This window comes from Aestuarium zhoushanense, assembly GCF_056431045.1.
Map to the genome: position 1 here is coordinate 219535 of NZ_JBWKMA010000004.1, position 20335 is coordinate 239869.

Annotated in this window: 24 protein-coding genes and 1 pseudogene; 18 read left to right on the plus strand and 7 right to left on the minus strand. The window is 57.9% G+C overall.

The genetic code is table 11. The features are described 5' to 3' along the window. Positions 1 to 89: 89 nt before the first annotated feature. From AC07ED_RS03390 to AC07ED_RS03400, 3 genes are all read right to left on the minus strand, one after another. Positions 90 to 707, minus strand: coding sequence for an RNA polymerase sigma factor (locus AC07ED_RS03390; RefSeq protein WP_105234566.1), 618 nt, complete (start codon positions 705 to 707; stop codon positions 90 to 92). Between the two features lie 169 nt (positions 708 to 876). Then, entirely contained in the window at positions 877 to 1992 is a 1116-nt protein-coding gene (locus AC07ED_RS03395) for a hypothetical protein (protein WP_105234567.1), read from the minus strand. Continuing rightward, entirely contained in the window at positions 1961 to 3163 is a 1203-nt protein-coding gene (locus AC07ED_RS03400) for a hypothetical protein (protein WP_105234568.1), read from the minus strand. The genes AC07ED_RS03395 and AC07ED_RS03400 overlap by 32 nt, the downstream gene beginning before the upstream one ends. 326 nt (positions 3164 to 3489) lie before the next feature. Here AC07ED_RS03400 and AC07ED_RS03405 point away from each other — a divergent pair, with 326 nt between their 5' ends. The 6 genes from AC07ED_RS03405 (at position 3490) to AC07ED_RS03430 (ending at position 8300) form a co-directional block, all read left to right on the plus strand. Continuing rightward, complete coding sequence (locus AC07ED_RS03405) at positions 3490 to 3696, plus strand: DUF6511 domain-containing protein (protein ID WP_105234569.1); 207 nt, start codon at positions 3490 to 3492, stop codon at positions 3694 to 3696. After that, positions 3693 to 4442: a hypothetical protein gene (locus AC07ED_RS03410; protein WP_245918120.1), complete on the plus strand. Its 750-nt coding sequence runs from the start codon at positions 3693 to 3695 to the stop codon at positions 4440 to 4442. The genes AC07ED_RS03405 and AC07ED_RS03410 overlap by 4 nt, the downstream gene beginning before the upstream one ends. Further along, a complete protein-coding gene (locus tag AC07ED_RS03415; protein ID WP_478241817.1) occupies positions 4439 to 6829 on the plus strand; it encodes a phage/plasmid primase, P4 family in 2391 nt (796 codons plus the stop codon). The genes AC07ED_RS03410 and AC07ED_RS03415 overlap by 4 nt, the downstream gene beginning before the upstream one ends. Further along, positions 6819 to 7415, plus strand: a complete 597-nt coding sequence (locus AC07ED_RS03420; protein ID WP_478241819.1) for a crossover junction endodeoxyribonuclease RuvC — start codon at positions 6819 to 6821, stop codon at positions 7413 to 7415. The genes AC07ED_RS03415 and AC07ED_RS03420 overlap by 11 nt, the downstream gene beginning before the upstream one ends. Then, complete coding sequence (locus tag AC07ED_RS03425) at positions 7412 to 7666, plus strand: DUF6378 domain-containing protein (RefSeq protein WP_105234570.1); 255 nt, start codon at positions 7412 to 7414, stop codon at positions 7664 to 7666. The genes AC07ED_RS03420 and AC07ED_RS03425 overlap by 4 nt, the downstream gene beginning before the upstream one ends. Positions 7667 to 7859: 193 nt before the next feature. Next, complete coding sequence (locus AC07ED_RS03430) at positions 7860 to 8300, plus strand: DUF6362 family protein (protein WP_105234571.1); 441 nt, start codon at positions 7860 to 7862, stop codon at positions 8298 to 8300. A 106-nt stretch (positions 8301 to 8406) separates the two neighbouring features. Here the strand turns inward: AC07ED_RS03430 and AC07ED_RS03435 are convergent, their stop codons facing one another. Further along, positions 8407 to 9036 (minus strand): VRR-NUC domain-containing protein, encoded by a 630-nt coding sequence (locus AC07ED_RS03435; protein WP_105234572.1) that lies wholly within the window; start codon positions 9034 to 9036, stop codon positions 8407 to 8409. Between the two features lie 367 nt (positions 9037 to 9403). Here AC07ED_RS03435 and AC07ED_RS03440 point away from each other — a divergent pair, with 367 nt between their 5' ends. Next, positions 9404 to 10636 (plus strand): DNA modification methylase, encoded by a 1233-nt coding sequence (locus AC07ED_RS03440; RefSeq protein ID WP_105234574.1) that lies wholly within the window; start codon positions 9404 to 9406, stop codon positions 10634 to 10636. Then, a complete protein-coding gene (locus AC07ED_RS03445) occupies positions 10633 to 10860 on the plus strand; it encodes a DUF7220 family protein (protein WP_105234575.1) in 228 nt (75 codons plus the stop codon). The genes AC07ED_RS03440 and AC07ED_RS03445 overlap by 4 nt, the downstream gene beginning before the upstream one ends. On the opposite strand, the gene AC07ED_RS03450 is transcribed toward AC07ED_RS03445, so the two are convergent. After that, complete coding sequence (locus tag AC07ED_RS03450) at positions 10857 to 11075, minus strand: hypothetical protein (protein WP_105234576.1); 219 nt, start codon at positions 11073 to 11075, stop codon at positions 10857 to 10859. The two genes, AC07ED_RS03445 and AC07ED_RS03450, sit on opposite strands and share 4 nt — an antisense overlap. 5 nt (positions 11076 to 11080) lie before the next feature. After that, positions 11081 to 11293, minus strand: a complete 213-nt coding sequence (locus AC07ED_RS03455) for a hypothetical protein (protein WP_105234577.1) — start codon at positions 11291 to 11293, stop codon at positions 11081 to 11083. Positions 11294 to 11408: 115 nt separating this feature from the next. Here AC07ED_RS03455 and AC07ED_RS03460 point away from each other — a divergent pair, with 115 nt between their 5' ends. Further along, positions 11409 to 12023, plus strand: a complete 615-nt coding sequence (locus AC07ED_RS03460; protein WP_105234578.1) for a terminase small subunit, Nu1 — start codon at positions 11409 to 11411, stop codon at positions 12021 to 12023. Further along, positions 11938 to 13833 (plus strand): phage terminase large subunit family protein, encoded by a 1896-nt coding sequence (locus AC07ED_RS03465; RefSeq protein ID WP_245918121.1) that lies wholly within the window; start codon positions 11938 to 11940, stop codon positions 13831 to 13833. The genes AC07ED_RS03460 and AC07ED_RS03465 overlap by 86 nt, the downstream gene beginning before the upstream one ends. 10 nt (positions 13834 to 13843) lie before the next feature. On the opposite strand, the gene AC07ED_RS03470 is transcribed toward AC07ED_RS03465, so the two are convergent. Then, positions 13844 to 14458, minus strand: a complete 615-nt coding sequence (locus AC07ED_RS03470) for a plasmid pRiA4b ORF-3 family protein (RefSeq protein WP_105234579.1) — start codon at positions 14456 to 14458, stop codon at positions 13844 to 13846. A 47-nt stretch (positions 14459 to 14505) separates the two neighbouring features. On the opposite strand from AC07ED_RS03470, the gene AC07ED_RS03475 reads away from it, so the two are divergent. From AC07ED_RS03475 to AC07ED_RS03510, 8 genes and pseudogenes are all read left to right on the plus strand, one after another. Then, the gene (locus AC07ED_RS03475; RefSeq protein ID WP_105234580.1) at positions 14506 to 14721 is read left to right on the plus strand and encodes a phage head-tail joining protein; all 216 of its coding nucleotides are present in this window, start codon (positions 14506 to 14508) and stop codon (positions 14719 to 14721) included. 5 nt (positions 14722 to 14726) lie between these two features. Then, the gene (locus AC07ED_RS03480) at positions 14727 to 16235 is read left to right on the plus strand and encodes a phage portal protein (RefSeq protein ID WP_167668767.1); all 1509 of its coding nucleotides are present in this window, start codon (positions 14727 to 14729) and stop codon (positions 16233 to 16235) included. A gap of 4 nt (positions 16236 to 16239) precedes the next feature. Continuing rightward, on the plus strand, positions 16240 to 17235 hold the full coding sequence (locus tag AC07ED_RS03485; protein ID WP_158664487.1) for a head maturation protease, ClpP-related: 996 nt from the start codon (positions 16240 to 16242) through the stop codon (positions 17233 to 17235). A 6-nt stretch (positions 17236 to 17241) separates the two neighbouring features. After that, positions 17242 to 17613, plus strand: a complete 372-nt coding sequence (locus tag AC07ED_RS03490; protein WP_105234582.1) for a head decoration protein — start codon at positions 17242 to 17244, stop codon at positions 17611 to 17613. 25 nt (positions 17614 to 17638) lie between these two features. Further along, positions 17639 to 18652: a major capsid protein gene (locus AC07ED_RS03495; protein WP_105234583.1), complete on the plus strand. Its 1014-nt coding sequence runs from the start codon at positions 17639 to 17641 to the stop codon at positions 18650 to 18652. Further along, positions 18652 to 18963, plus strand: a complete 312-nt coding sequence (locus AC07ED_RS03500; RefSeq protein WP_105234584.1) for a head-tail joining protein — start codon at positions 18652 to 18654, stop codon at positions 18961 to 18963. Before AC07ED_RS03495 ends, AC07ED_RS03500 begins: the two co-directional genes overlap by 1 nt. Continuing rightward, positions 18960 to 19550 carry a DUF6441 family protein gene (locus tag AC07ED_RS03505; protein ID WP_105234585.1) on the plus strand — a complete coding sequence of 197 codons (591 nt, stop codon included), beginning with the start codon at positions 18960 to 18962 and terminating at the stop codon, positions 19548 to 19550. The genes AC07ED_RS03500 and AC07ED_RS03505 overlap by 4 nt, the downstream gene beginning before the upstream one ends. Before the next feature lie 39 nt (positions 19551 to 19589). After that, positions 19590 to 20335 (plus strand): annotated as a pseudogene (locus tag AC07ED_RS03510) (transposase); the annotation flags it as partial.

The following is a 20335-nucleotide window of genomic DNA, read 5'->3' on the forward strand; positions in this document are numbered from 1 at the left end:
ACGCCGCCCTGGAGCTTGCGGTCGAGGTGTTTCCTCAAGGGTTTTGCATTCCCCCGAAGGCCCGGCATGTCTTTGAATGTCTCTTGGCTCTACTTACCGACGCGGGGTGCAAACTGTCGGGGCGCTGCCTCGAAATACCCGTCGAGACCCATGGCAATGGCAGCTTTCCGGATGACGCTGAGGCGCTCGTAGATCGTGCTGCGGTGAAGGCCTAAATTACGCGCTGCATCTGCCACCGATCCTTGGCTTACAGCGATCGCGATACGGCGCGAGGTGGGGCACAGGGAGGCGAGGAACTTGGCCACATCGGATTTTAGGTCTGCACCATGCGCAGCGGCAAAATCATCTGCGCCAAAGAGAGGGGATGTCTCGCTGAGCGTATCGGCAAGTGTGAGACCCTCTTGGCCATTATGGGTAAGGATTGGGGTTTCAAAAGATTGCGTCTTGCGGCTGGCCTTTGAGGCCTGGCTAATTCGTGCGAGATCCGAGATCCGGTTTTTTATGATGCGATCGACAAATGTGTCGAAACAAGCACGTTCGGGGTCGAACAGGTCTGCGCGACGCAGAACCTCCTCCCTTAATTCCTGTGCGATGTCTTCGGCATCAAGACCGGGCGCTGCGCCAGAATACGCCAGGCGCGCGGCGCGGATGTTGATATTGCGATTGATGCGGGATGCGGGGTCAATCAGTGCGTTGAGATGCTCCATAGCATTCGCCTTTGTCCAGGTGGACGGGCTCGAGGGCCCGAATACCCGGCTCCGGCGAAATTTCGTCAGAAGGCCTGTTTAAGCGTGTTGAAAATGGAAGAAGCCGCAGAAATCAGTGTGATTTCAGCGGCTTGAGAGCGGAAAATATTTTGAGTTTTTTCGCTGGGCCTCAGCGAAATTTCGTTGAGATTTGTCCCTGGCGGCCCTGGCGGCCCTGGCGGAGTTCGTCTGCACTTAGGACGAATTGAGTGATGTATTCGCCTTTCACGACCGGAATTGGGTCAAAATCAAGCCCGAAGGCTTTCTTCAAGGCCTTCGAGAGGGCCTGCTTGTTTTTCTGCAGGAGTTGCGTGTCCTTTGGGTTGTTGCAATGCACTGCGTGCCGTCCATTTTGGATGCCAAGTGCCAAGAAGAACTTCCAGGCTTCCTTGAATGCAGTTTCCTGCGTCTTGGTGTTGCGCAAGCCAAAGGCATCAGGCTCAAAGGCTCGGGTTACACCGCCAACGGAAACGTTGATCCAGGCTACGGCCGTGAAGCGGATCGTCATGTCTTCCCATCTCGTGCCAGGAGGTAGATCCCATACGCGCTGAGGACCTTTTGCTTGCGTGGCAATATCATACATCTGTTCAAGCAAGTTCTGCATGATGGCATTACCTTGTGGGGTTAGAGCAAACTTGCCGGGTCCGCGGGCTATCACGGAGATGTCGAGCGGTAAGACAGTCACGCCCCAGCGCCTCAATGGCTCTGACATGGCGTCTGGAAGTGATCCCGTTCTCGGGCAAAGCAGAACGCTTGGCGTAGGGGTTTCTAAAATCTCGTCCAAATCTTTAGGACCGTGCGATGGCGTCGACCCCGGGATGCATAGAAAAACTGGCACACCCAATCCGGCCGCGCGTTCGCGTGTACCCAATCGCACGATCAATGATGGGACTTTCTGTTGGGGCAGGGGCGACAGTTCAAACGCGGCGACCAGAGCGGCTGCGAATTTTCGTATGTCCAGCGCATGGATACGGATCGCATCGATGGACACATCAAGCGTCTTGCAGGATTTGGGGCTGTCGCCACAAACGGCGCTCGCTGTGCCATCGCCGTGTTGAACCACTCGCCTTGGGCAGCCGGCGGCGCCAGGATTGGGACAGGCAAGGGAAGCCGCCAATTTACCCGTTGTGGGCAAAAACGGGGCGACCGCTTTCCACTCATCGCTTAGTCGCAGGTCCCAGCCGTGGCGGGAAGAGCCGTTGTCGCTCAGTTCATCAAGCGCTTTCCAGAACTTCGAAATCATCATCGCCCTCGGCCTCACTTGTTAGGTTCCAGAAGCCTCGGGCTTTGAGCCACTTCTCAATCAGGCTGGTATCGGCGTCGCGTTCATAGCGTGCAACGTTTACCGGGCGGATCATCACGGAACGCTCTTTCTTCTCTCCCTCAAACCCGACCTTGAATTTCGCATAAGTGAGCCGCCCGAAGCGCAAACGGGCCGCCCAGTCATCGCCATAGGTGTCAAAGAGATCATCCGATCGGCGGGATTCATATTCAGGGACTTTTCCGTCCCATAGGCGTCCGAATTCGACCAATCGCACCCGAGACAGGCCGGGGATGTCATCACAGACCAAGGAGGCAGGCCCATGATCTATGAGTGGCTGCAAGTTGTAGCGTTCAGCCAACTCAAAATGTGTAGCATCCCCAAATAAAACTGCACCAATCGTTTCAAGATATAGCTCGCGCTCGCCTTTGGTCCCTGCGTTGACGCCAATTTCGTTGACCTCGGCGTCATAAATCAGAACGTCGTCCTTTTGGGGGCGGTAAAAGGCGATACTGTCTTTGCCATCCTCTTTGTGCTCCCCTTCGCGGCGCATTGGCATGCCATGACGGATCAAAATCCAGATGCGGCTTTCATGCGGAAAAACGAACACGCGTGACCCACGGCCCCTGCGCTTTTTTTCGAACCAAGGATCCATCAAAGCCTCCATCTCACGGCATTGCGCCTCGGAGATTGTCAGGCCTATGCCCGACGTGACGGTTTTGGTGTGTTGCCCCGCGAAATAGGTAAAGTTCGAGCGATTGAACGCGACGGTTTCTGCGTGTTGGCGTTCGAGGAGATCGGGCTTGGCGAGCCAGATCTGAACAGCGACATCAGCAGGCGTGCTTTTCTCATCGTGCTCGATCTCTAGGCCAGCTGTTTCCGCTCGTTCGATGAGCTCTTCCATCGGCTCATGGCTTGCCGTTTCGTGCACGTAATAGAGCGCGTTCACCATACCTTCGGGGGCATCTTGGTCGGGGTTCATCAGAATGCTGGCGATGGTATCAAACGGCATGTCCGAGGTGCCTGCAGTAGCCAGGTCGAGGCCTCGGCCGATAAAGTAATCCGACCATGCTGATAAAAATAGAATGAGGCGATCCGGGGCGATTTCCTTTAGCCGAGACGGGTTGGTGAATACACGTGGGTTGAATGCGGCCATGAGCACTTTTCCTTTTCTACGGGGTGTTCTGCGCCGGCGAATCGGACTTTGCACAGGCAGTAGTCACATCTTACGTGGCTCTCGTTTTGTGTCCATATGTTGTTTTTTGATTGTTGAAAATACAACATATAGTGTTTATGCGCTGTTTGTGACGGCATTTTGGAAATCCAACCACATTTGGATGTTCCTGTAATGTTCTAATCCGACATTTTGTGGGTCTCATCGGTAAGTGAGGAAGGTCCCCCTGGAGATCTTCTCGATGAAAACAGACTGCATATCTTTGCTCTTGCCAGAGCATTTTGTCCTTCCAGTTACGGAGGGCGCCTATGATTGATCCTAATGACCGCGAGCGCAAAGCGCTGACGCAGGCCATGAAATCCATGGGCCTCCTCATGGACGAAATCGGCTGGTCCACCCGCTTCAAAGACCTCACGGCCATGCAGGCCGGAAAGCTGGCTGAAGCAGCCGTTGATGGTTTCCAAGCAAGCCTCTTGGCCTCGGCGCCACGCATGACCTCGGAGGTACCGTTTTGACCGACGCCTTCCTGGATTTTAATCACCGCGAACAGTCCCTGAGCTTTGCTGAGGGCGTTAACGCGCTCATTGATCAAGCGCTTGTCATGGAAAATGACGCGCGGCCAACCCGCGATTATCTTGGCGGCAGTCGTTTGGGCGATGCTTGTGCGAGGCGCCTACAATACGAATACCTAAAGACCCCCGAGGATGAGGGTGGCGGATTTTCGGGGCAGTCGCTTCGGATCTTCGCGCTTGGTCATGTGCTGGAAGACCTCGCGATTGAATGGCTGCGCAAGGCGGGCTTCGATCTACGTACGCGCAATAGGCATGGCGATCAGTTTGGGTTTTCTGTGGCCGGCGGGCGGGTCAAAGGGCATGCCGACGGTGTAGTTGTCGCCGCACCAAACAGCATGGCTGTGCCTGCGCTTTGGGAATGCAAATCGGCCAATGCCAAGAACTGGCGCGCCATCGAAAAACATGGGGTGGTCAAGGCCAAGCCCATCTATGCGGCTCAGATTGCCCTCTATCAGGCTTATCTCGGACTGACGGAGACGCCGGCGCTCTTTACGGCGATCAACAAAGACACCTGTGAGATTTGGCACGAGTTAGTCCCCTTTGATGGGGCGCTTGCGCAGGCCTCCAGCGATAAGGCTGTAAACATCTTGCGCGCCTGCGATGCGGGTGAGCAATTGCCGCGCCACACGAGCGATCCTGAGCATTTTGAATGTCGGTTCTGTGCTTACACCTCGAGGTGCTGGGCATGACCGATCATGTGCAAACAGTTGATGTGGCTGAGCCTGTTGTACCGGACGCGAATACGATCGCGCTCTATGCGGATGTGGTATTTGGTTATTGCGAGTTCCTCGCACCTGTTCGGGCTCTGGCGGAGAAGGGCGCCCTCGACGCGCCACCACATACGCCATTCCTGCCAGTGGATGGTGATCTTGGGGTCAAGCTCGCCCATCAGGCGGACTGGGCCGCGCAAACGGGGATGGCGCTCTTTGTCGTGCCGGGCACAGTTCACGAGGCGGGCGCTGCACGCTCTGAGCATATTGCGCAGATGCAGGTTGTCTTGGTCGACATTGATCACGGCGATATAGCGGCAAAACGTAGCCATTTGATCCAGCACCTCGGCACGCCAACGCTCGAAGTGGCTTCAGGTGGTGTAACACCCGAGGGGCAGGATAAGCTCCACCTCTACTGGCGGCTAACAGAACCTGCTGAAGGGGAGGACATCGCCCGGGTCTGCCGGGCGCGTCAGATGATTGCCGCCAAGGTCGGTGGCGATCCCTCATTCAAATCTGCACATCAGCCTATTCGTGTGGCGGGGTCCGTTCATGCGAAGTCTGGTGTCAAACGGCTTGTTTCTATCCTCGATTATCGCCCCGTTGATTTTGACCTTGGGGAACTGGCGGAGGCCATCTTCGCTATGCCGCCAATGGAGGGCCTTGCTGCCGAGGAGCTGGATTTCACTGCCGCCCCCGGAGAGCGCGGCAGTGTTCCTGAGCTCTTCGCCAAACCCGTTCGAGAAGGTGGGGTGGATGGCACGACCCGCTTTGACGCACTCTCACGCGTCATCGGGTATTGGATCCGTCGAAGCCGGGAAGGGCATGTTACGCCTGCGGAATCCTGGGCGGAGATCGTTGCCTATAATGACGCGCGAATTGATCCTCCTTGGGCAGAACTCCGACTGAGGCAAGAGGCCGAACGCCTTTGGCGGCTGGATCAAACCCGCAATGGGGACATTCCCGATGAAGAAGTCCTAGAGCCTGAAACTGGTTACGGTGGAGGCAATGGGTCGGGTAATGAGGGCCCAACCCCTGTACGGTTCTCAGAGGATGCCCTGGCATCGACGTTCGCAGCCGAACATTCTGATGCTTGGCGCTATGTTGCGGGCTGGGGCCAATGGTTGACTTGGACAGGCCGTATCTGGAAGCGCGAGGACACGCTGCAGGCCTTTGATCTGGCACGCCAAGTCTGTCGGGCGGCGGCCGTGCGCTCGCCGTCCTCAAAAGTGCGCACGAAGCTCTCCGCCGCTTCGACGGTTGCAGCTGTTGAACGCTTGGCCCGCAGTGATCGTCGCCATGCCACGACAACCGACATATGGGATCGAGACCCTTGGCTCTTCAACACAACAGCTGGGGTGCTTGATCTGCGCAGCGGGCAATCGCAACCCCATGACCAATCGCTTTGCATTACAAAGATCGCGGCTGCAGCACCAAATGGCAGCTGCCCGACATGGCTCACTTTCCTGGATACGGTCACGGGCGGTGACACCGAGTTACAATCCTACCTGCAGCGTATGGCGGGCTACTGCCTCACCGGCGTCACCAGCGAGCACGCTCTCTTCTTCCTCTACGGTACAGGGGCCAACGGGAAATCTGTCTTTGCCAATACACTGACGGAAATCCTTGGCGACTACGCCACTGTCGCGCCAATGGACATGTTCATGGCGAGCCATGGCGATAGGCATCCGACCGATATGGCAGGGCTGCGGGGTGCACGCGTGGTCACGTCCATTGAGACCGAACAAGGTAGCCGGTGGGCCGAAAGCAAGCTCAAAGCGCTGACTGGTGGCGACAAGATCACCGCCCGCTTTATGCGACAGGATTTCTTTGAGTTCATACCGCAATTCAAGCTGCTGATCGTTGGCAACCACAAACCCACCATTCGCAATGTGGATGAGGCAATGAAGCGCCGCCTGCACATGGTGCCTTTTACTGTCACCATCCCCGCTGCAAAGCGCGACAAGCGCCTGCCTGACCGACTTCTGGCCGAACGGGACGGCATCCTCGCCTGGGCGCTGCAGGGCTGTCTCGAGTGGCAAGAGCATGGGCTACGCCCGCCGTCTGCCGTGATGGCCGCTACAGAGGATTACTTTGAGGCGGAGGACGCGCTTGGCCGCTGGATCGAGGAGCGCTGCGAGACTGGCAACAAGTCTTTCTGGGCAGGCTCCACAGAGCTCTTCAACAGTTGGAAGGCGTGGGCCGAGGCCAACGGCGAATATGCGGGATCGATGAAGCGTTTTTCCGAGACGCTGAGCGCCAAGGGGTTCACCCGCGAAAACACCCGTAAGGCCCGTGGCTTCCTCGGAATCAAGCTGTGTCACAACAACTCTGACCTATTCGAAGGAGATTACAATGAGCAATAAAATAAAGACTGCGACGGATGCGACGGGTTCCCCCTATATAGGTGTCACGCGCGCGCATGCGCGCAGGTGTAACGGTGATAGTGAACTATCCGTTGCATCCGTCGCACCCTCTACGCAGGCCACATCGATCCTCGCCCTAGACCTCGGCACCACGACCGGCTGGGCGCTGCGCGGCTTCGATAGCCTGATCACAAGTGGCACAGTGAGCTTCAAGCCTGGGCGCTATGACGGCGGTGGAATGCGCTACCTCCGCTTTACCAACTGGCTCACTGAGGTTGATCGTCTGTCTGGTCCGATTGAGGCGATCTATTTTGAAGAAGTGCGCCGGCACCTTGGGACAGATGCAGCGCATGTTTATGGCGGTCTCATGGCAACGCTCGAAACCTGGGCCGAACTACGTGGCGTGCCTTATCAGGGCGTGCCTGTAGGTACTATCAAGCGCCACGCCACAGGCAAGGGCAATGCCCCAAAGCAGGCCATGATTGCAGCAGCTCAGGCACGTGGCTACAGCCCGGCAGACGATAACGAGGCGGACGCTATCGCAATCCTTCACTGGGCATTGGAGACCCAAGGTGGTGTCGCATGAACGCCGTACTACTCGAAAAGGCGGCTGCCGTCCTAGAGGAACGTGGGCACGCCTACGGTTTAGCTGATACGGCCTTTGAAGCCATTGCGGCTCGCTGGACGCTCACTCTTGGGTGTCTGGTATCGCCGGCTCAGGTTGTTCTGTGCATGATTGATCTTAAACTCGTCCGTTTGGCGCATGATCAGGCCCATGAGGACAGCCTGATCGACGTCATCGGCTACGCGGCCCTTTTTCCGGAGGTGTCCCGATGAAATCCATGCGGTGGCATCCTCCGGGTTTTGGCGGCGGTCGCCGAGGGCCTGATCAGGTGAAACGCGATGGCTGGCGTGAGACAGGCCTTCTGGCCGTTAGCGTCGATGATGACCGTCTAACCTGGCCCGAGCGTGAACTTGTGCAACAGCTTGGTGAAAAGCTTTACGGCAAGAGGAACAAGGAGACGTCCCGATGAGTGCCTGGACACCAAAACTGGTGGAGGCCCGTCTGTCGGAAGCGGCTTTCGTTCTCAAGCGCCTGCCAGCGCCTCGGCTTTCGGGGTATTTCAGCACCTGGCCTGACGTGGTGCAAAGCTTTGCTGACAAGGTAGGTCAGGAACCCAAGCCCATGCGTGTGCTGCCTTCGCCTGCCTCCATTAGCCGAATGGAGGAGACACTCACCTGGACCGCAGGGCTAGAACCCATTGATGGCCAGATTGTCTGGTTGCGCGCATATGGTCATCGCTGGCGCGACGTGTGCCGGATGGTGGGGCTGCAGCGATCTTCAGCGCACTATCACTGGGTCTATGGCCTTTGCATGATTGCGCACAAATTGAACCGCAGGCAGATCAGCCAGCGCCTCTCAATGCAGCAGGTGATTGACCTTACGCGTGCGGACGATCCGGCAATCTGAAAAAATCGAATTGATTTAAAAAACTGCCAGACACTTTTGCCGTCTCGTCGGTATATGGATGGTAAGTCGAGAGGTGCGCGCGTGCGCAAGCAGCTCATCGGTTGGTCTACCTTTCGATGAGACGAAGGAGACGAGCGGGAACACCAATTGAGCGTAAAAAGGCAATTTCTTCATGTTGATCGCGGCTTATGTGTTCACGAGGCTTTTTGACTTCGACCAGCCGGTAGAATGAGGGCTTCTGCGTAGAGCTGTTTCGTGCAAATAGAAATAAGTCCGGAGTACCAAATTTATCCGCGCGGCGTTCGTCTAGGTGGCGGTCAAGTATCGACTGCAGCCGGATAGGTCCCAGAAAAGCGAAGAGATCTTTGATTGCTGATGTCTCTGGTAAATAGAGGTGATGCTGTTGCCTACCAGAGTTAAGTTGTTCACGTGCTGTAGCTATTGCCTGTGTTTCAAGCCCGCAAATGGTTTCAGCGTTCCGTCCAAGGGCTTGGTCAACGCCTCGCCATAGATTTGGTCCGAGCCGACATCCATGAAAAGTATGGTGTGGCATTTCTCTTTTTCGCCAACGGATTAGAGCGACATCTTCGGGTATGGCTCGATCCTCGCCAATACCGTCCGGGTCAATCAAATACCGAACCCGGCCGCCATCGTTGACGCGACCGCGCACGATATGACTGATACGCAGGGCTGGGGCTTTATTGATCTCGGTATCAAAGGCGGGCGCTTGAGACATTGCTTGTTCTTTCTTGGGTACGCGCCCATGAGAAGACGGGAACGAAGGTCTATGCAAGCGCGAAAAACACAGCACTTGGTGATCGGTTTCATGAAAAAAACTGTCTCTGCTAACAAAGTTGTGTCACATAACTCATTGAAATTGAACGGGTCCCTCCTGTTCGTGACCGTATTCGGGGGGGCGAGGCCCGAGGGTTTCCCAGTGACACCGCCGAAAATACCCGTTTCGTTTCGGTTTGCACCGAACCCCAACAAAACAAAGGCCTGACGGCCTCGAAACCTACGCCTGAACCGAAACGGGGGTCTGACCCCATTTCGCTTCGGCCCTCAGACCCATTTCGCTTTCGGGCATCCCCAAGGACAACACCATGGACGTCGTCGACCTGCCGCTCGAGCAGATCATTCCCTATGCGCGCAACCCGCGCCGCAACGAGCAGGCAATCGCGACGGTCGCGGCCTCGATCCAGGAATTCGGGTGGCGCCAGCCCATCGTCGTGGACGAGGCGATGGTGGTTCTCGCAGGGCACACCCGGCTGGAGGCTGCGCGCAAGCTCGGCTTCAAGACCGCGCCGGTGCATGTCGCAAAAGGGCTGACCGCATCGCAGGCTCGCGCCTTCCGGATCATGGACAACCGCTCGAGCGAGAACGCCGAGTGGGACAAGGACCTCTTGAACCTTGAACTGGCGGACCTGCTGGAGGCTGATTTCGATCTCGGGCTGACGGGCTTCACAGACGACGAGTTGAACGCGCTGATGTCCAGCCTCGAGGAGGGCACCGGCCCGCAGGAGGGTGAGGACGATGTTCCAGAACCCCCCGAGGATCCGATCAGCCGTCCTGGCGACCTCTGGATTCTTGGCAACCACCGGCTGCTCTGCGGCGACAGTACGGTCGCGACGGATGTAGAGCGCGTTTTAAACGGGGTAACACCCCTCCTTATGGCGACAGATCCACCTTACGGTGTGGAATACGACCCCGGCTGGCGCAACCAGGCCGGGGCCGCGAACACCAAGCGTACCGGCAAGGTGCTGAATGATGACCGCGCCGATTGGCGCGAGGCCTGGGCGCTGTTTCCCGGCGACGTCGCCTACGTCTGGCATGGCGCTTTGCATGCAGCCACAGTCGCCGAAAGCCTCGAAGTCGCAGGCTTCACCATCCGCTCCCAGATAATCTGGGCCAAGGATCGGCTGGTTCTGAGCCGGGGCGATTACCACTGGCAACATGAGCCCGCTTGGTATGCTGTACGCAAATCCGGCAAGGGGCACTGGGCGGGGGACCGCAAGCAGACCACGCTTTGGCAAATAGCCAACAAGGATCAGGACGAAAAGACCGTCCACGGGACACAGAAGCCCGTGGAATGCATGCGACGTCCGATCCTGAACAACTCGAGCCCGGGTCAGGCGGTCTACGAGCCTTTCATGGGATCGGGCACCACGCTGATCGCGGCCGAGACCACGGGCCGCGTCTGCCTCGGTATCGAGCTGAACCCGGCATACGTCGATGTGGCGGTTGCACGTTGGCAAAAGTTTACGGGCAAGCAGGCCATTCTGGACGGAGGCGAGCAGACCTTCGATGCCCTGAAAGCTGAGCGTGAGGCCGCATGAAACAGTCCCGCCTCATGTCACTAATTGAAGCGATCACCAACGTGATCGTCGGATACGGCGTCGCGGTTGTGACGCAAATCCTGATCTTCCCGATCTTTGGCTTGCACACGACGCTCGCGCAAAATCTGCAAATGGGCTTGCTGTTCACCGGCGTCAGCATAATCCGCTCGTTCCTGCTGCGGCGGCTCTTCGAGGCCATTCGGGTGGCAAAAATCGAGGGCTAGATCAGGCCGAGGTCTTTCAGGCAGCTGGCGGTGTCCATCAGCTGATGGGTCGGAACCTCGACCGTGATCGTGAAGCTGTCGGCAAAGGTTTTGCCGTAAACGCCCCCGTCGTCCATAAGGGCCATTTCGATCTCTTCAAGGACGACGGTGATGCGGCTGCGGTCGAAGTGCTCGGGCAGGTTCCGAATGGGGAGCCGAATGCTGGTGGTTTCCATGGGGGTCACTCCGCGTGCTCGCCTTCCTTGAAGGCGCTGTCAGTGATGCGCTTCAGGAGCTCGGCGTAATAGTCAAGGTTGCCGACATGGCCCCAATGAACCTCGTTGGGGTGAGTGTCGAAGTGATCGTCGCTCAGCGTCTGTAGCCGCGCGAGCATCGTGTCGATCGCGGCCTTCTCGGCGATGAACGCGTCTTGGGCTGTTGGGCGGTGGCTCATCTTGAGGCGTCCTGAATTGCGTTGGGTGCTGTCATGAGGTTCGCTCTAGTGGCGAGGTTTATCCAGTGAATTCGACACGATTCCATATAGTTAATAGAAATCTCGAGGTCTGCGAATGTCATCCGCCACACAACCCATCGGCGTGATTGCGCGGCTGCTGGACCTTTCGGAACGACGGGTCCAGCAACTAAGCCGCGAGGGTGTGATCCCGAAGGCTGAGCGGGGTCAGTATGATCTGATCGGGTCGGTGCGGGGCTATGTCCGCTATCTGCGCGATCAGGCGCTGAAGGCGCAGGCGGGTGCGCCAGACTATGCCGCTGAACGGGCCCGCTTCATCCGAGCACGCGCTGACCTCGCCGAGATGGAAGCCGAAGAAAAGCGCCGCTCGCTGATCGCGGCCGAACAGATCGAGGCGGCCTGGATCGCGGTGTTGGCGCTCTTGCGCACCCGACTGCTGGCTCTGCCTGACCGTTTGGCACCACAAGCCTTTGAACAATCAACCGTCGGAGACACCCGGAACCTGATCCGCGCCGCCATCCGCGAGGTGCTCGATGATCTCGCGCAGCCAGACATTGAACTTGAAGCCGACATTGACCTCGCGGAGTGCGCTCACTCTGCAGGGGTCACCGATCCTGAAGCGGACAGTGGCAAAGGCACTGGCGGTTTTGAAGCCGCCGCCGGATCTGACGATCAGCGATTGGGCGGACCAGAACCGCCGGCTCAGCTCTGAAGCCAGCGCCGAGCCAGGACAATGGCGCACGAGCCGCGCTGAATACCAGCGCGGGATCATGGACGCGATCTCGGATCCGGCGGTAGAAACCGTTGTGATCATGTCGAGCAGTCAAATCGGCAAGTCGGAGTCGATCCTTAATATGGTCGGCTATCACATCGACCACGACCCTGCGCCGATCATGGTGGTGATGCCGACCGAGCGCGATGCCGAAACCTGGTCGAAGGACCGTTTCTCGCCGATGGCGCGAGACACGCCGTGCCTGCAGGGCAAGATCGCCGATCCGCGGTCGCGGGATGGCAACAACAAGATCCTGCACAAGCGGTTCCCGGGCGGGCATCTGACCATTGTCGGAGCAAACGCGCCCTCGGGGCTTGCGAGCCGACCGATCCGGCTGCTGCTCTGCGACGAGGTCGATCGCTATCCGTTCAGTGCAGGCGCTGAAGGCGACCCGGTCAACCTCGCGAAGAAGCGGACGGTGACGTTCTGGAACCGCAAGATCGTGCTGGTCTCGACGCCGACCAACAAGGGTGCGAGCCGGATCGAGGCGGCGTTTGAAGAAAGCGACCAGCGCCGGTTCTGGGTACCTTGCCCCGCATGCGGACATGAACAAATTCTGACTTGGGGACAGGTGAAATGGGACAAGGACGAGAACGGCAGCCATCGCCCCGAAACCGCCGGCTACCACTGCGCCGACTGCGACGCCGCGTGGAAGGATGAGACCCGCTGGGCCGCCATCTCGAAGGGCCGCTGGATCGCGGACGCGCCATTCAATGGGATAGCGGGCTTCCATCTGAACGAGATCTATTCGCCCTGGGTGCGGCTCGAGGCCATGGCCAAGGCGTTCCTGTCCGCGCGCTCCGGTGGGGACGAGACGATGAAGACGTTCATCAACACATCTCTCGGCGAGACCTGGATGGAGAGTGGCGAGGCCCCGGACTGGCAGCGGCTCCAGGGGCTGAAGGAAGATTGGCGCGCCGGTACGGTGCCGGCGGGCGGGTTGTTTCTGACCGCTGGGGTCGACGTCCAGAAAGACCGGATCGAGGTTGATGTCTGGGCATGGGGCAAAGGCCTGCAAAGCTGGCTCATTGATCACATCGTCATCGAGGGCGGCCCGGGCGATCCGGCGTGCTGGCAGAAACTGACTGACCTACTTGGCAGGACTTGGGCTCACGCCAGCGGCACGCCGATGACTATCGCGCGGCTCGCGATCGACACAGGCTATGAAACGGCAGCCGTCTATGCCTGGGCGCGGCAGGTGGGCTTTGGTCAGGTGGCCCCGATCAAGGGCCTTGAGGGCTTCAATCGCGCGAGCCCGGTGACGGGCCCGACGTTTGTCGACGCGACGATCGCGGGCAAACGTCTTCGCCGTGGGGCGCGGCTTTGGACCGTGGCAACATCGACATTCAAGGCCGAGACCTACCGCTTCCTGCGGCTTGATCCGACGGAAACCAGCCCGGCGGAGGAGGAGAAGTTTCCTCCCGGCTTTCTTCATCTGCCGGGCTGGGTCGATGCCGAATGGCTGAAGCAACTGACGGCTGAACAGTTGGTCACGGTCAAGAACAGGCGCGGCTTTGCCAAGCTAGAATGGCAAAAGCTGAGGGAACGCAACGAGGCCCTCGACTGCCGGGTTTATGCACGCGCGGCCGCGTGGATCCTCGGTGCGGACCGCTGGTCGGATGCGCGGTGGGAGGAGTTGGCGGCGCAGTTTGTGGTCACTGATGCCAAGGGTATGGCCTCTACCGCAGGCCCGCAATCTGTACGCAAGGCACAGGTGCGCCGTGTTGTGCGGTCAACATACATGGGATGAGGTTGTAAAGTCAGTGAAGCCGCTTCGCGCGGCTGCGTTCCAATGCCTCAAGCGCGGCTTTACGCTTTTGGGCAATTGAACGGATGCTTTCGGCAATGCGGTCCGCGCCGAAATCCACAGGGTTGAAGGGGCCGCCATACCAGCGCACCAGATCTTTGCGCTGCGGATGGCGTGTTTTCGCCATGGCTTCAACGAAGTCCATGAACCCGGGAGGACCACCCACATCTTCAGGTGGGGCTGTGCGCTCGCCATCGATAAAGAGGGGATAATCGGTGCCGGGAGTTGCTTCGATGACCTCCTCGACAATGACGCGGTGCTGCCAGTCATCGCCAAAATCGTAGGTGTAAAGAAGTTCGGTCACACCACGGTCCACAAGTGTGCCGAGGCGCATGCCCTTGGCCTGATAGATCTTGCGGCCCCAGACCGCATCCTCGGGATCGGGTTCGCCATAGACACATTCGCCCACGGCAAACTGATAAAGATGGTAGTTCTCCCAGGGCATTACCGCCTGAATGATCTCGTGCAGTGCGCAAAGATTGGTCGTCAGGCTGACGTCAACGCACCGCCAGATGAGCGGAGCGATATGTTCGAGTTCAATCCTGATACGGGCGATCTTGGTAGACATGGCACGGCCTGACGGTGGTTTTGCTCCGAACTTAAAAGGTGATGGCGATGGCCACAATCACAGACCTGCGCGCCCGCCGGGAAGTGCTCTCTGCACAACGCGCCTCCGGCGTGGCGCGCGCCAGCTATGACGGCAAGACGGTGGACTATCGTTCCGTTGCGGAAATCGACCGGGCCATCGAGGCGCTTGACCGCGAGATTGCAGCGGCCGAGGGGCGGAAACTCATCCGCCAAGTTCGCATAACAGCGACCAAGGGTCTCTAACCGACATGGCATTGTTCGACATGTTCCGCCGCTCCAAGCCGAGCGGCCCTGAAGCCATGCGCGCGCGTCTCGAGGGGGCGATGGCCAAGCGCCGCTTGCGGGGCTGGAACCCGCCCTTGGAAAACATCAACGCGCTGGTTGCCTCGGGTGGGTCGCGACTGCTGGCCCGCTCCCGCGAGCTGGTGGTGACGAATGGGTACGCAGCCAATGCCTGTGAGGCTTTTGCCGCGAACCTTGTCGGGGATGGGATCAAACCCTCCTCGCTCATTGGCGATGCCGACTTGCGCGACCAGGTCCAGAAGCTCTGGCTCGCCTGGACGGATGAGGCAGATGCTGATGGACTAACTGACTTCTACGGTCTGCAGGCCATGGTCGCGCGTGAGATGTTTGCCGCCGGTGAATGCTTTGTGCGCTTGCGTCCGCGACGGGCGGAAGACGGGCTGTTGGTGCCGCTACAGTTGCAGCTTCTCCAATCCGAGATGCTGCCCTTCGAGAAAACCGAGACCGATCCAAATGGAAACCGCATCCGCTGCGGGATCGAGTTCGATCTGATCGGGCGGCGGGTGGCTTATCACTTCCGCCGCCGCCATCCGGGCGACAGTACGGACCAGCGGGTGGCTGTGCCCGAGACGGTGCGTGTGCCTGCCGAGGAAGTGCTGCATATCTACCGTCCCATCGATGCGGGCCAAATTCGGGGCCTGCCGCATGTGGCACCTGCCATGGTGCGGTTGTTTCTCTTGGACCAATACGACGACGCCGAACTTGACCGAAAAAAGACGGCGGCGATGTTCGCAGGGTTCATCACCAAAACGGCCCCCGAGGACCCGATGATGGGCGAAGGCGAGGCCGATCTCGACGGAGCGGCGATCGCCAGCCTGGAACCCGGCACCATGCAAGTGCTGTTGCCGGGCGAGGATGTGAAGTTCTCGAGCCCGGCCGATGTCGGCGGCGGCTATGAGGCGTTCCAGTACCGCACGCTCTTAGCTGTCTCGGCCTCATTAGGTCTGCCTTACCATCTCGTCACCGGGGATGTCCGGCAAGCAAACTATTCCAGTTTGCGGGCTGAACTTGTCGAGTTCCGCCGCCGCATTGGGCAGTTGCAGCACGGCGTCATGGCCCACCAGCTGTGCCGGCCCGTATGGCGGCGCTGGCTGGAAACGGCTGTTTTATCCGGTGCTTTGGATGCCAACCCTGCAACCGTCCGCCCCGTACAATGGATTCCACCACGATGGGATTGGGTTGATCCACTCAAAGACATCCAAGCGCAGGTACTGGCGATGGAGGCTGGGCTTACGTCCCGACGCAAAGTCGTTGAGGCCACAGGATATGACATTGAAGAGGTCGATCGCGAGAATGCCTCCGACGCGCAACGCGCAGGTGATCTGGGTCTGACCTACCGTGCGAGCCCCGGTGAAACGCAGGGGGCACGGGCCACGCCAGTTCAAGAACCTAACCCAAATTTTAATGACGGACCGTCCGACAATAACTCGGGCTCCGACCTACAACAGGAGTAACCCCATGAAATCCTGGTACACAATTCGAGCCCGCACCTCTGGTGCGCAAGAAGCGCATACGGAAGTGCTGATCTATGACGAAATCGGTGCCTATGGTGTCACGGCGAAAGGTTTTCTGGCAGAATTCGGTTCGCTGCCCGATGATGCTGCGATCGAACTACGCCTTAATAGTCCCGGTGGTTCAGTCTTTGATGCGGTCGCTATTTACAATGCACTGAAGCGCCATTCGGGCGAGATCACCGTTTGGATAGACGGCATTGCGGCTTCGGCGGCAAGCTATATTGCGATGGCGGGTGACGCCATCGTCATGCCCGAAAACGCCTTCTTGATGATCCATGACCCTTCAGGGCTTGTCATGGGGACGGCTGAGGATATGCGGTCTACGGCTGAGGCGCTCGACAAGGTTAAAGGCAGCCTGATCCAGGGCTATGCGGCGAAGTCAGGCAAAGATGACGACGATATTGCCACCCTAATGGCAGCTGAGACCTGGCTTGATGCCACTGACGCGTTGGAACTTGGTTTTATCGACCGGATCGCCGAGCCTGTGAAGCTTGCCGCGTCTTTTGATGTTGCACGGTTCCGCAATGCACCGCCCGAGTTAGTCGATGCGGCTAACCAACCCGATGAGCCTTTAGACATTGAGGCGCTGCCCGAGGCTATTTCAGACGTTAAAACCCAAGATAAGCCTGAACGCCTGGCTGCAGACCCGCTAAATAGTGCAACAAGTGCCCCCGAAGTGACTGACACTGAAACCGTTCGTGCCGAGGTTATGGCCCATGCACGCGCCGTGATCGACCTCTGTCGCCTTGCAGGCCAGCCGCAGATGGCAGGCCGCTTCCTCGAAGACGGCCTAGGCCTTGATGAGGTCCGCAACCGGCTCCTCATGAGCAAGGCTGAGGCAACCCCTGACATCTCTGCCGTACATGCCCAACCCGGGCGCGTGGCAACCACTCATTCCTGGGGCGATGTGATCGCCCGAACCTTCAAGACGAAAGGATAATGCATCATGACAACGCTCACTGAAGGCAACCACACGGGCGGTTTCCTCGTCTGGGAAGTGCTTCGCGAATATACCCGAGAAACCGTCACGATCGCGTCTGGTGCTGGGAAACTCGCGACCGGCACAGTGCTCGGAAAGATCACCACCGGTGGCAAATATACTGGCCTCACACCAGCTGCGACGAATGGTAGTCAAAATGCTGCCGGCATTCTCTGGGCGAGCGTTGACGCGTCTGCGGGCGATGCGCCCGGCATTGTTGTCCTGCGCGGCCCTGCGCTTGTGAACCAGCATGAGATCGTCTGGCCCGATGGAGCGACCGAGGCCCAGATCACCTCGGCCACTAATGCACTTGCTTCGCTTGGCATCATTCTGCGCTGAGCCTCTGATATAAGGACCCCGACACATGGCAACCATGGATATTTTTGAAGGCGATGCCTTCTCAGTTATTGAACTTACGCGGGCTTTGGAAAACATTCCGTTTAAACCGGCCACTCTCTCTGGCTCTGGCCTTTTTGGTGAACGGGGTGTGAGAACACGTACCGTCGTCATTGAGAGCCGAGATGGCACGCTGTCACTTATTCCGTTCTCGGAGCGTGGCTCGAGTTACGATCAGCAACAGCCTGAAAGCCGGCAAGTGCGCGCGTTTGTGTGCAGGCAGTTTAAAAAGCAAGATGTTCTTTGGGCCTCTGAGATCCAGGGTATTCGCGAGTTTGGGAGTGAATCTATCACGCAACAAGCACAGGCTGAGGTTGCACGACGCATGCGACGTTTGCGGTCAGATGCGGAAGCCACGTTCGAATATCATTTGTTAAATGCCATTCAAGGCGTGGTGAAGGATCCACGCGATGGATCAGAAGTGATTAACTTTGCAAATGAGTTTGGTATAACGCCATCTGCAGAAGTTGATTTTGACCTTGATAATACATCGCCAGGCTCAGGCGTTTTGCGCAAGAAATGCCAGGCGCTCATTGAAAGCGTTGAGGAAAGTCTTGGGGGTCTGGTCATGGGGCCTGTGAACTTGCGTGCTGAATGTGGTTCTGCGTTTTTTGCAGATTTAGTTGCCCACAAAGAGATCCGTGAAACGTATTTAAATACCGCCGCTGCGAGCGAGTTGCGGGGCAGGGTCGTGGACGAGGTGAACTTTGGGGGCATTACCTTCCGTCGGTATGGAGGCAATTCGAGCATTGGCGTGCCAACTGACAAGGCTTTTTTCTACCCGCAAGGCATTGACGGTCTTTTTGAGATCTATTTTGCGCCTGCGGATACGTTTGAAACGGTAAATACTTTGGGCTTGCCGCTCTATGCCCGAATGATCCCAGATCGTGAACGAGATGAGTGGGTGCGCCTTGAGATCGAAAGCAACCCGCTGCCAATCTGCACCCGGCCGCAGGTGTTGCGGACGGCCAAGAGGACGTGATGACAGCCCTTTATGATGCGGTTGAGCTCCTGTTTTGCGATATCAATTTGGCGGTTGAGATTTGGTATCGCGACGGCGAGGGGCAGTTCACACGTTGTCGGGGCATTTTGCGCCAACCCGATGTAGTAACAGAGTTCGTATCCGCTCGATTGCTTTGTGACAGCACTCGGATTGACGTTTTGGTAAGAGATATTCCTGACCCTAGGCCAGACGAGCAAATTCTGATTGGGGAAGAAACCTTCCTGATACACGGTGAACCGCGCCGTGACCGCGAGCGACTGGTTTGGGCCCTAGAGCTTTCTCCCGCGTGAAACTCCATCTCGATATCACACCTGACCTCGTCGCCGTCATGGCCGCCGAGATCAACGCTGGTGAAAAGGCCGTCAGCGCCGCGATGCGAGAAGTTGGCACGGACCTAAAATCCGCCTGGCGTGGGCAAATCACCCAAGCGGGGCTTGGCCGTCGCTTAGCAAATTCAATCCGGAACCAGAGCTATCCTAGAACTGGTGAAAGTTTGAATGCGGCAGCGCTCGTGTGGTCGAAGGCGCCGGAGATTATCGGGGCGCATGACGCTGGGCCATTAATCCGCTCGAAGGTCGGCTTTTGGCTGGCCATACCGACGGCGGCAGCCGGAAAAGGCCTGAAAGGCGGCCGTATTACTCCGGGCGAGTGGGAACGTCGACGGGGGCTAAGCCTGCGGTTTGTTTACCGCCGTCGAGGGCCGAGCCTCTTGGTGGCCGATGGACGGTTGAACAGTCGTGGGTTGGGTGTTGCATCGCGGTCCAAGACTGGACGCGGCAAGGCGACAGTACCGATTTTTTTGCTCGTGCCGCAGGTGAAGATGGCGAAACGGTTGGATCTGGCGGGGGATGCGGATCGTGTGAGCCTCCCCCACTGAACCGGTCCACCGCTATGTTTAGGAAACGGAGGACCATGAATGGCAAACAAACGACCAAAGCCCGAAGAGATCGTTACAAAGTTGCGTCAAGTTGAGGTGTTGATTGGGCAAGGATTGTCCCGTCTTGATGCGATCAGACAAATTGGTGTTGTTGAGCAGACCTATTATCGCTGGCGCAGACAGTATGGTGGTATGGGCGTTGATCAATTGAAAGAGTTCAAACGCCTACAAAAAGAGAATGAACAGCTGAGAAGAGCTGTTTCTGATCTGACGCTCGACAAGCTGATCTTAAAAGAAGCTGCACGGGGAAACTTCTAAGCCCCGCTCGTCGCAGGGTATGCATTAATCATGTTCGCAGCCAATTGGATGTTTCAGAGCGCAGAGCCTGTCGTGTGCTTGAACAACATCGGTCCACACAACGTAATCCCCCAAGAGGGCGTGCGGATGAAGAGAGACTTGTTGCGGATATGATTGAGTTTGCCCGACAGTATGGCCGTTATGGCTATCGCAGAGTGGCCTACCTTCTGAGAGAGGTGGGTTGGTCAGTCAGTGATGGTCGCATTGAGAGGCTGTGGCGACGAGAGGGGCTCAAAGTTCCACCTAAGCAACCCAAGAAGGGACGGCTCTGGCTGAATGACGGTTCGTGCGTCCGTCTTCGCCCCCAGTACCGCAATCATGTTTGGAGCTATGATTTTGTGCACTGCAGAACGGATGACGGGAGACCGTTTCGAACCTTAAACATTATCGATGAGTACAGTCGGGAATGCTTGACCATCAAAGTTGAG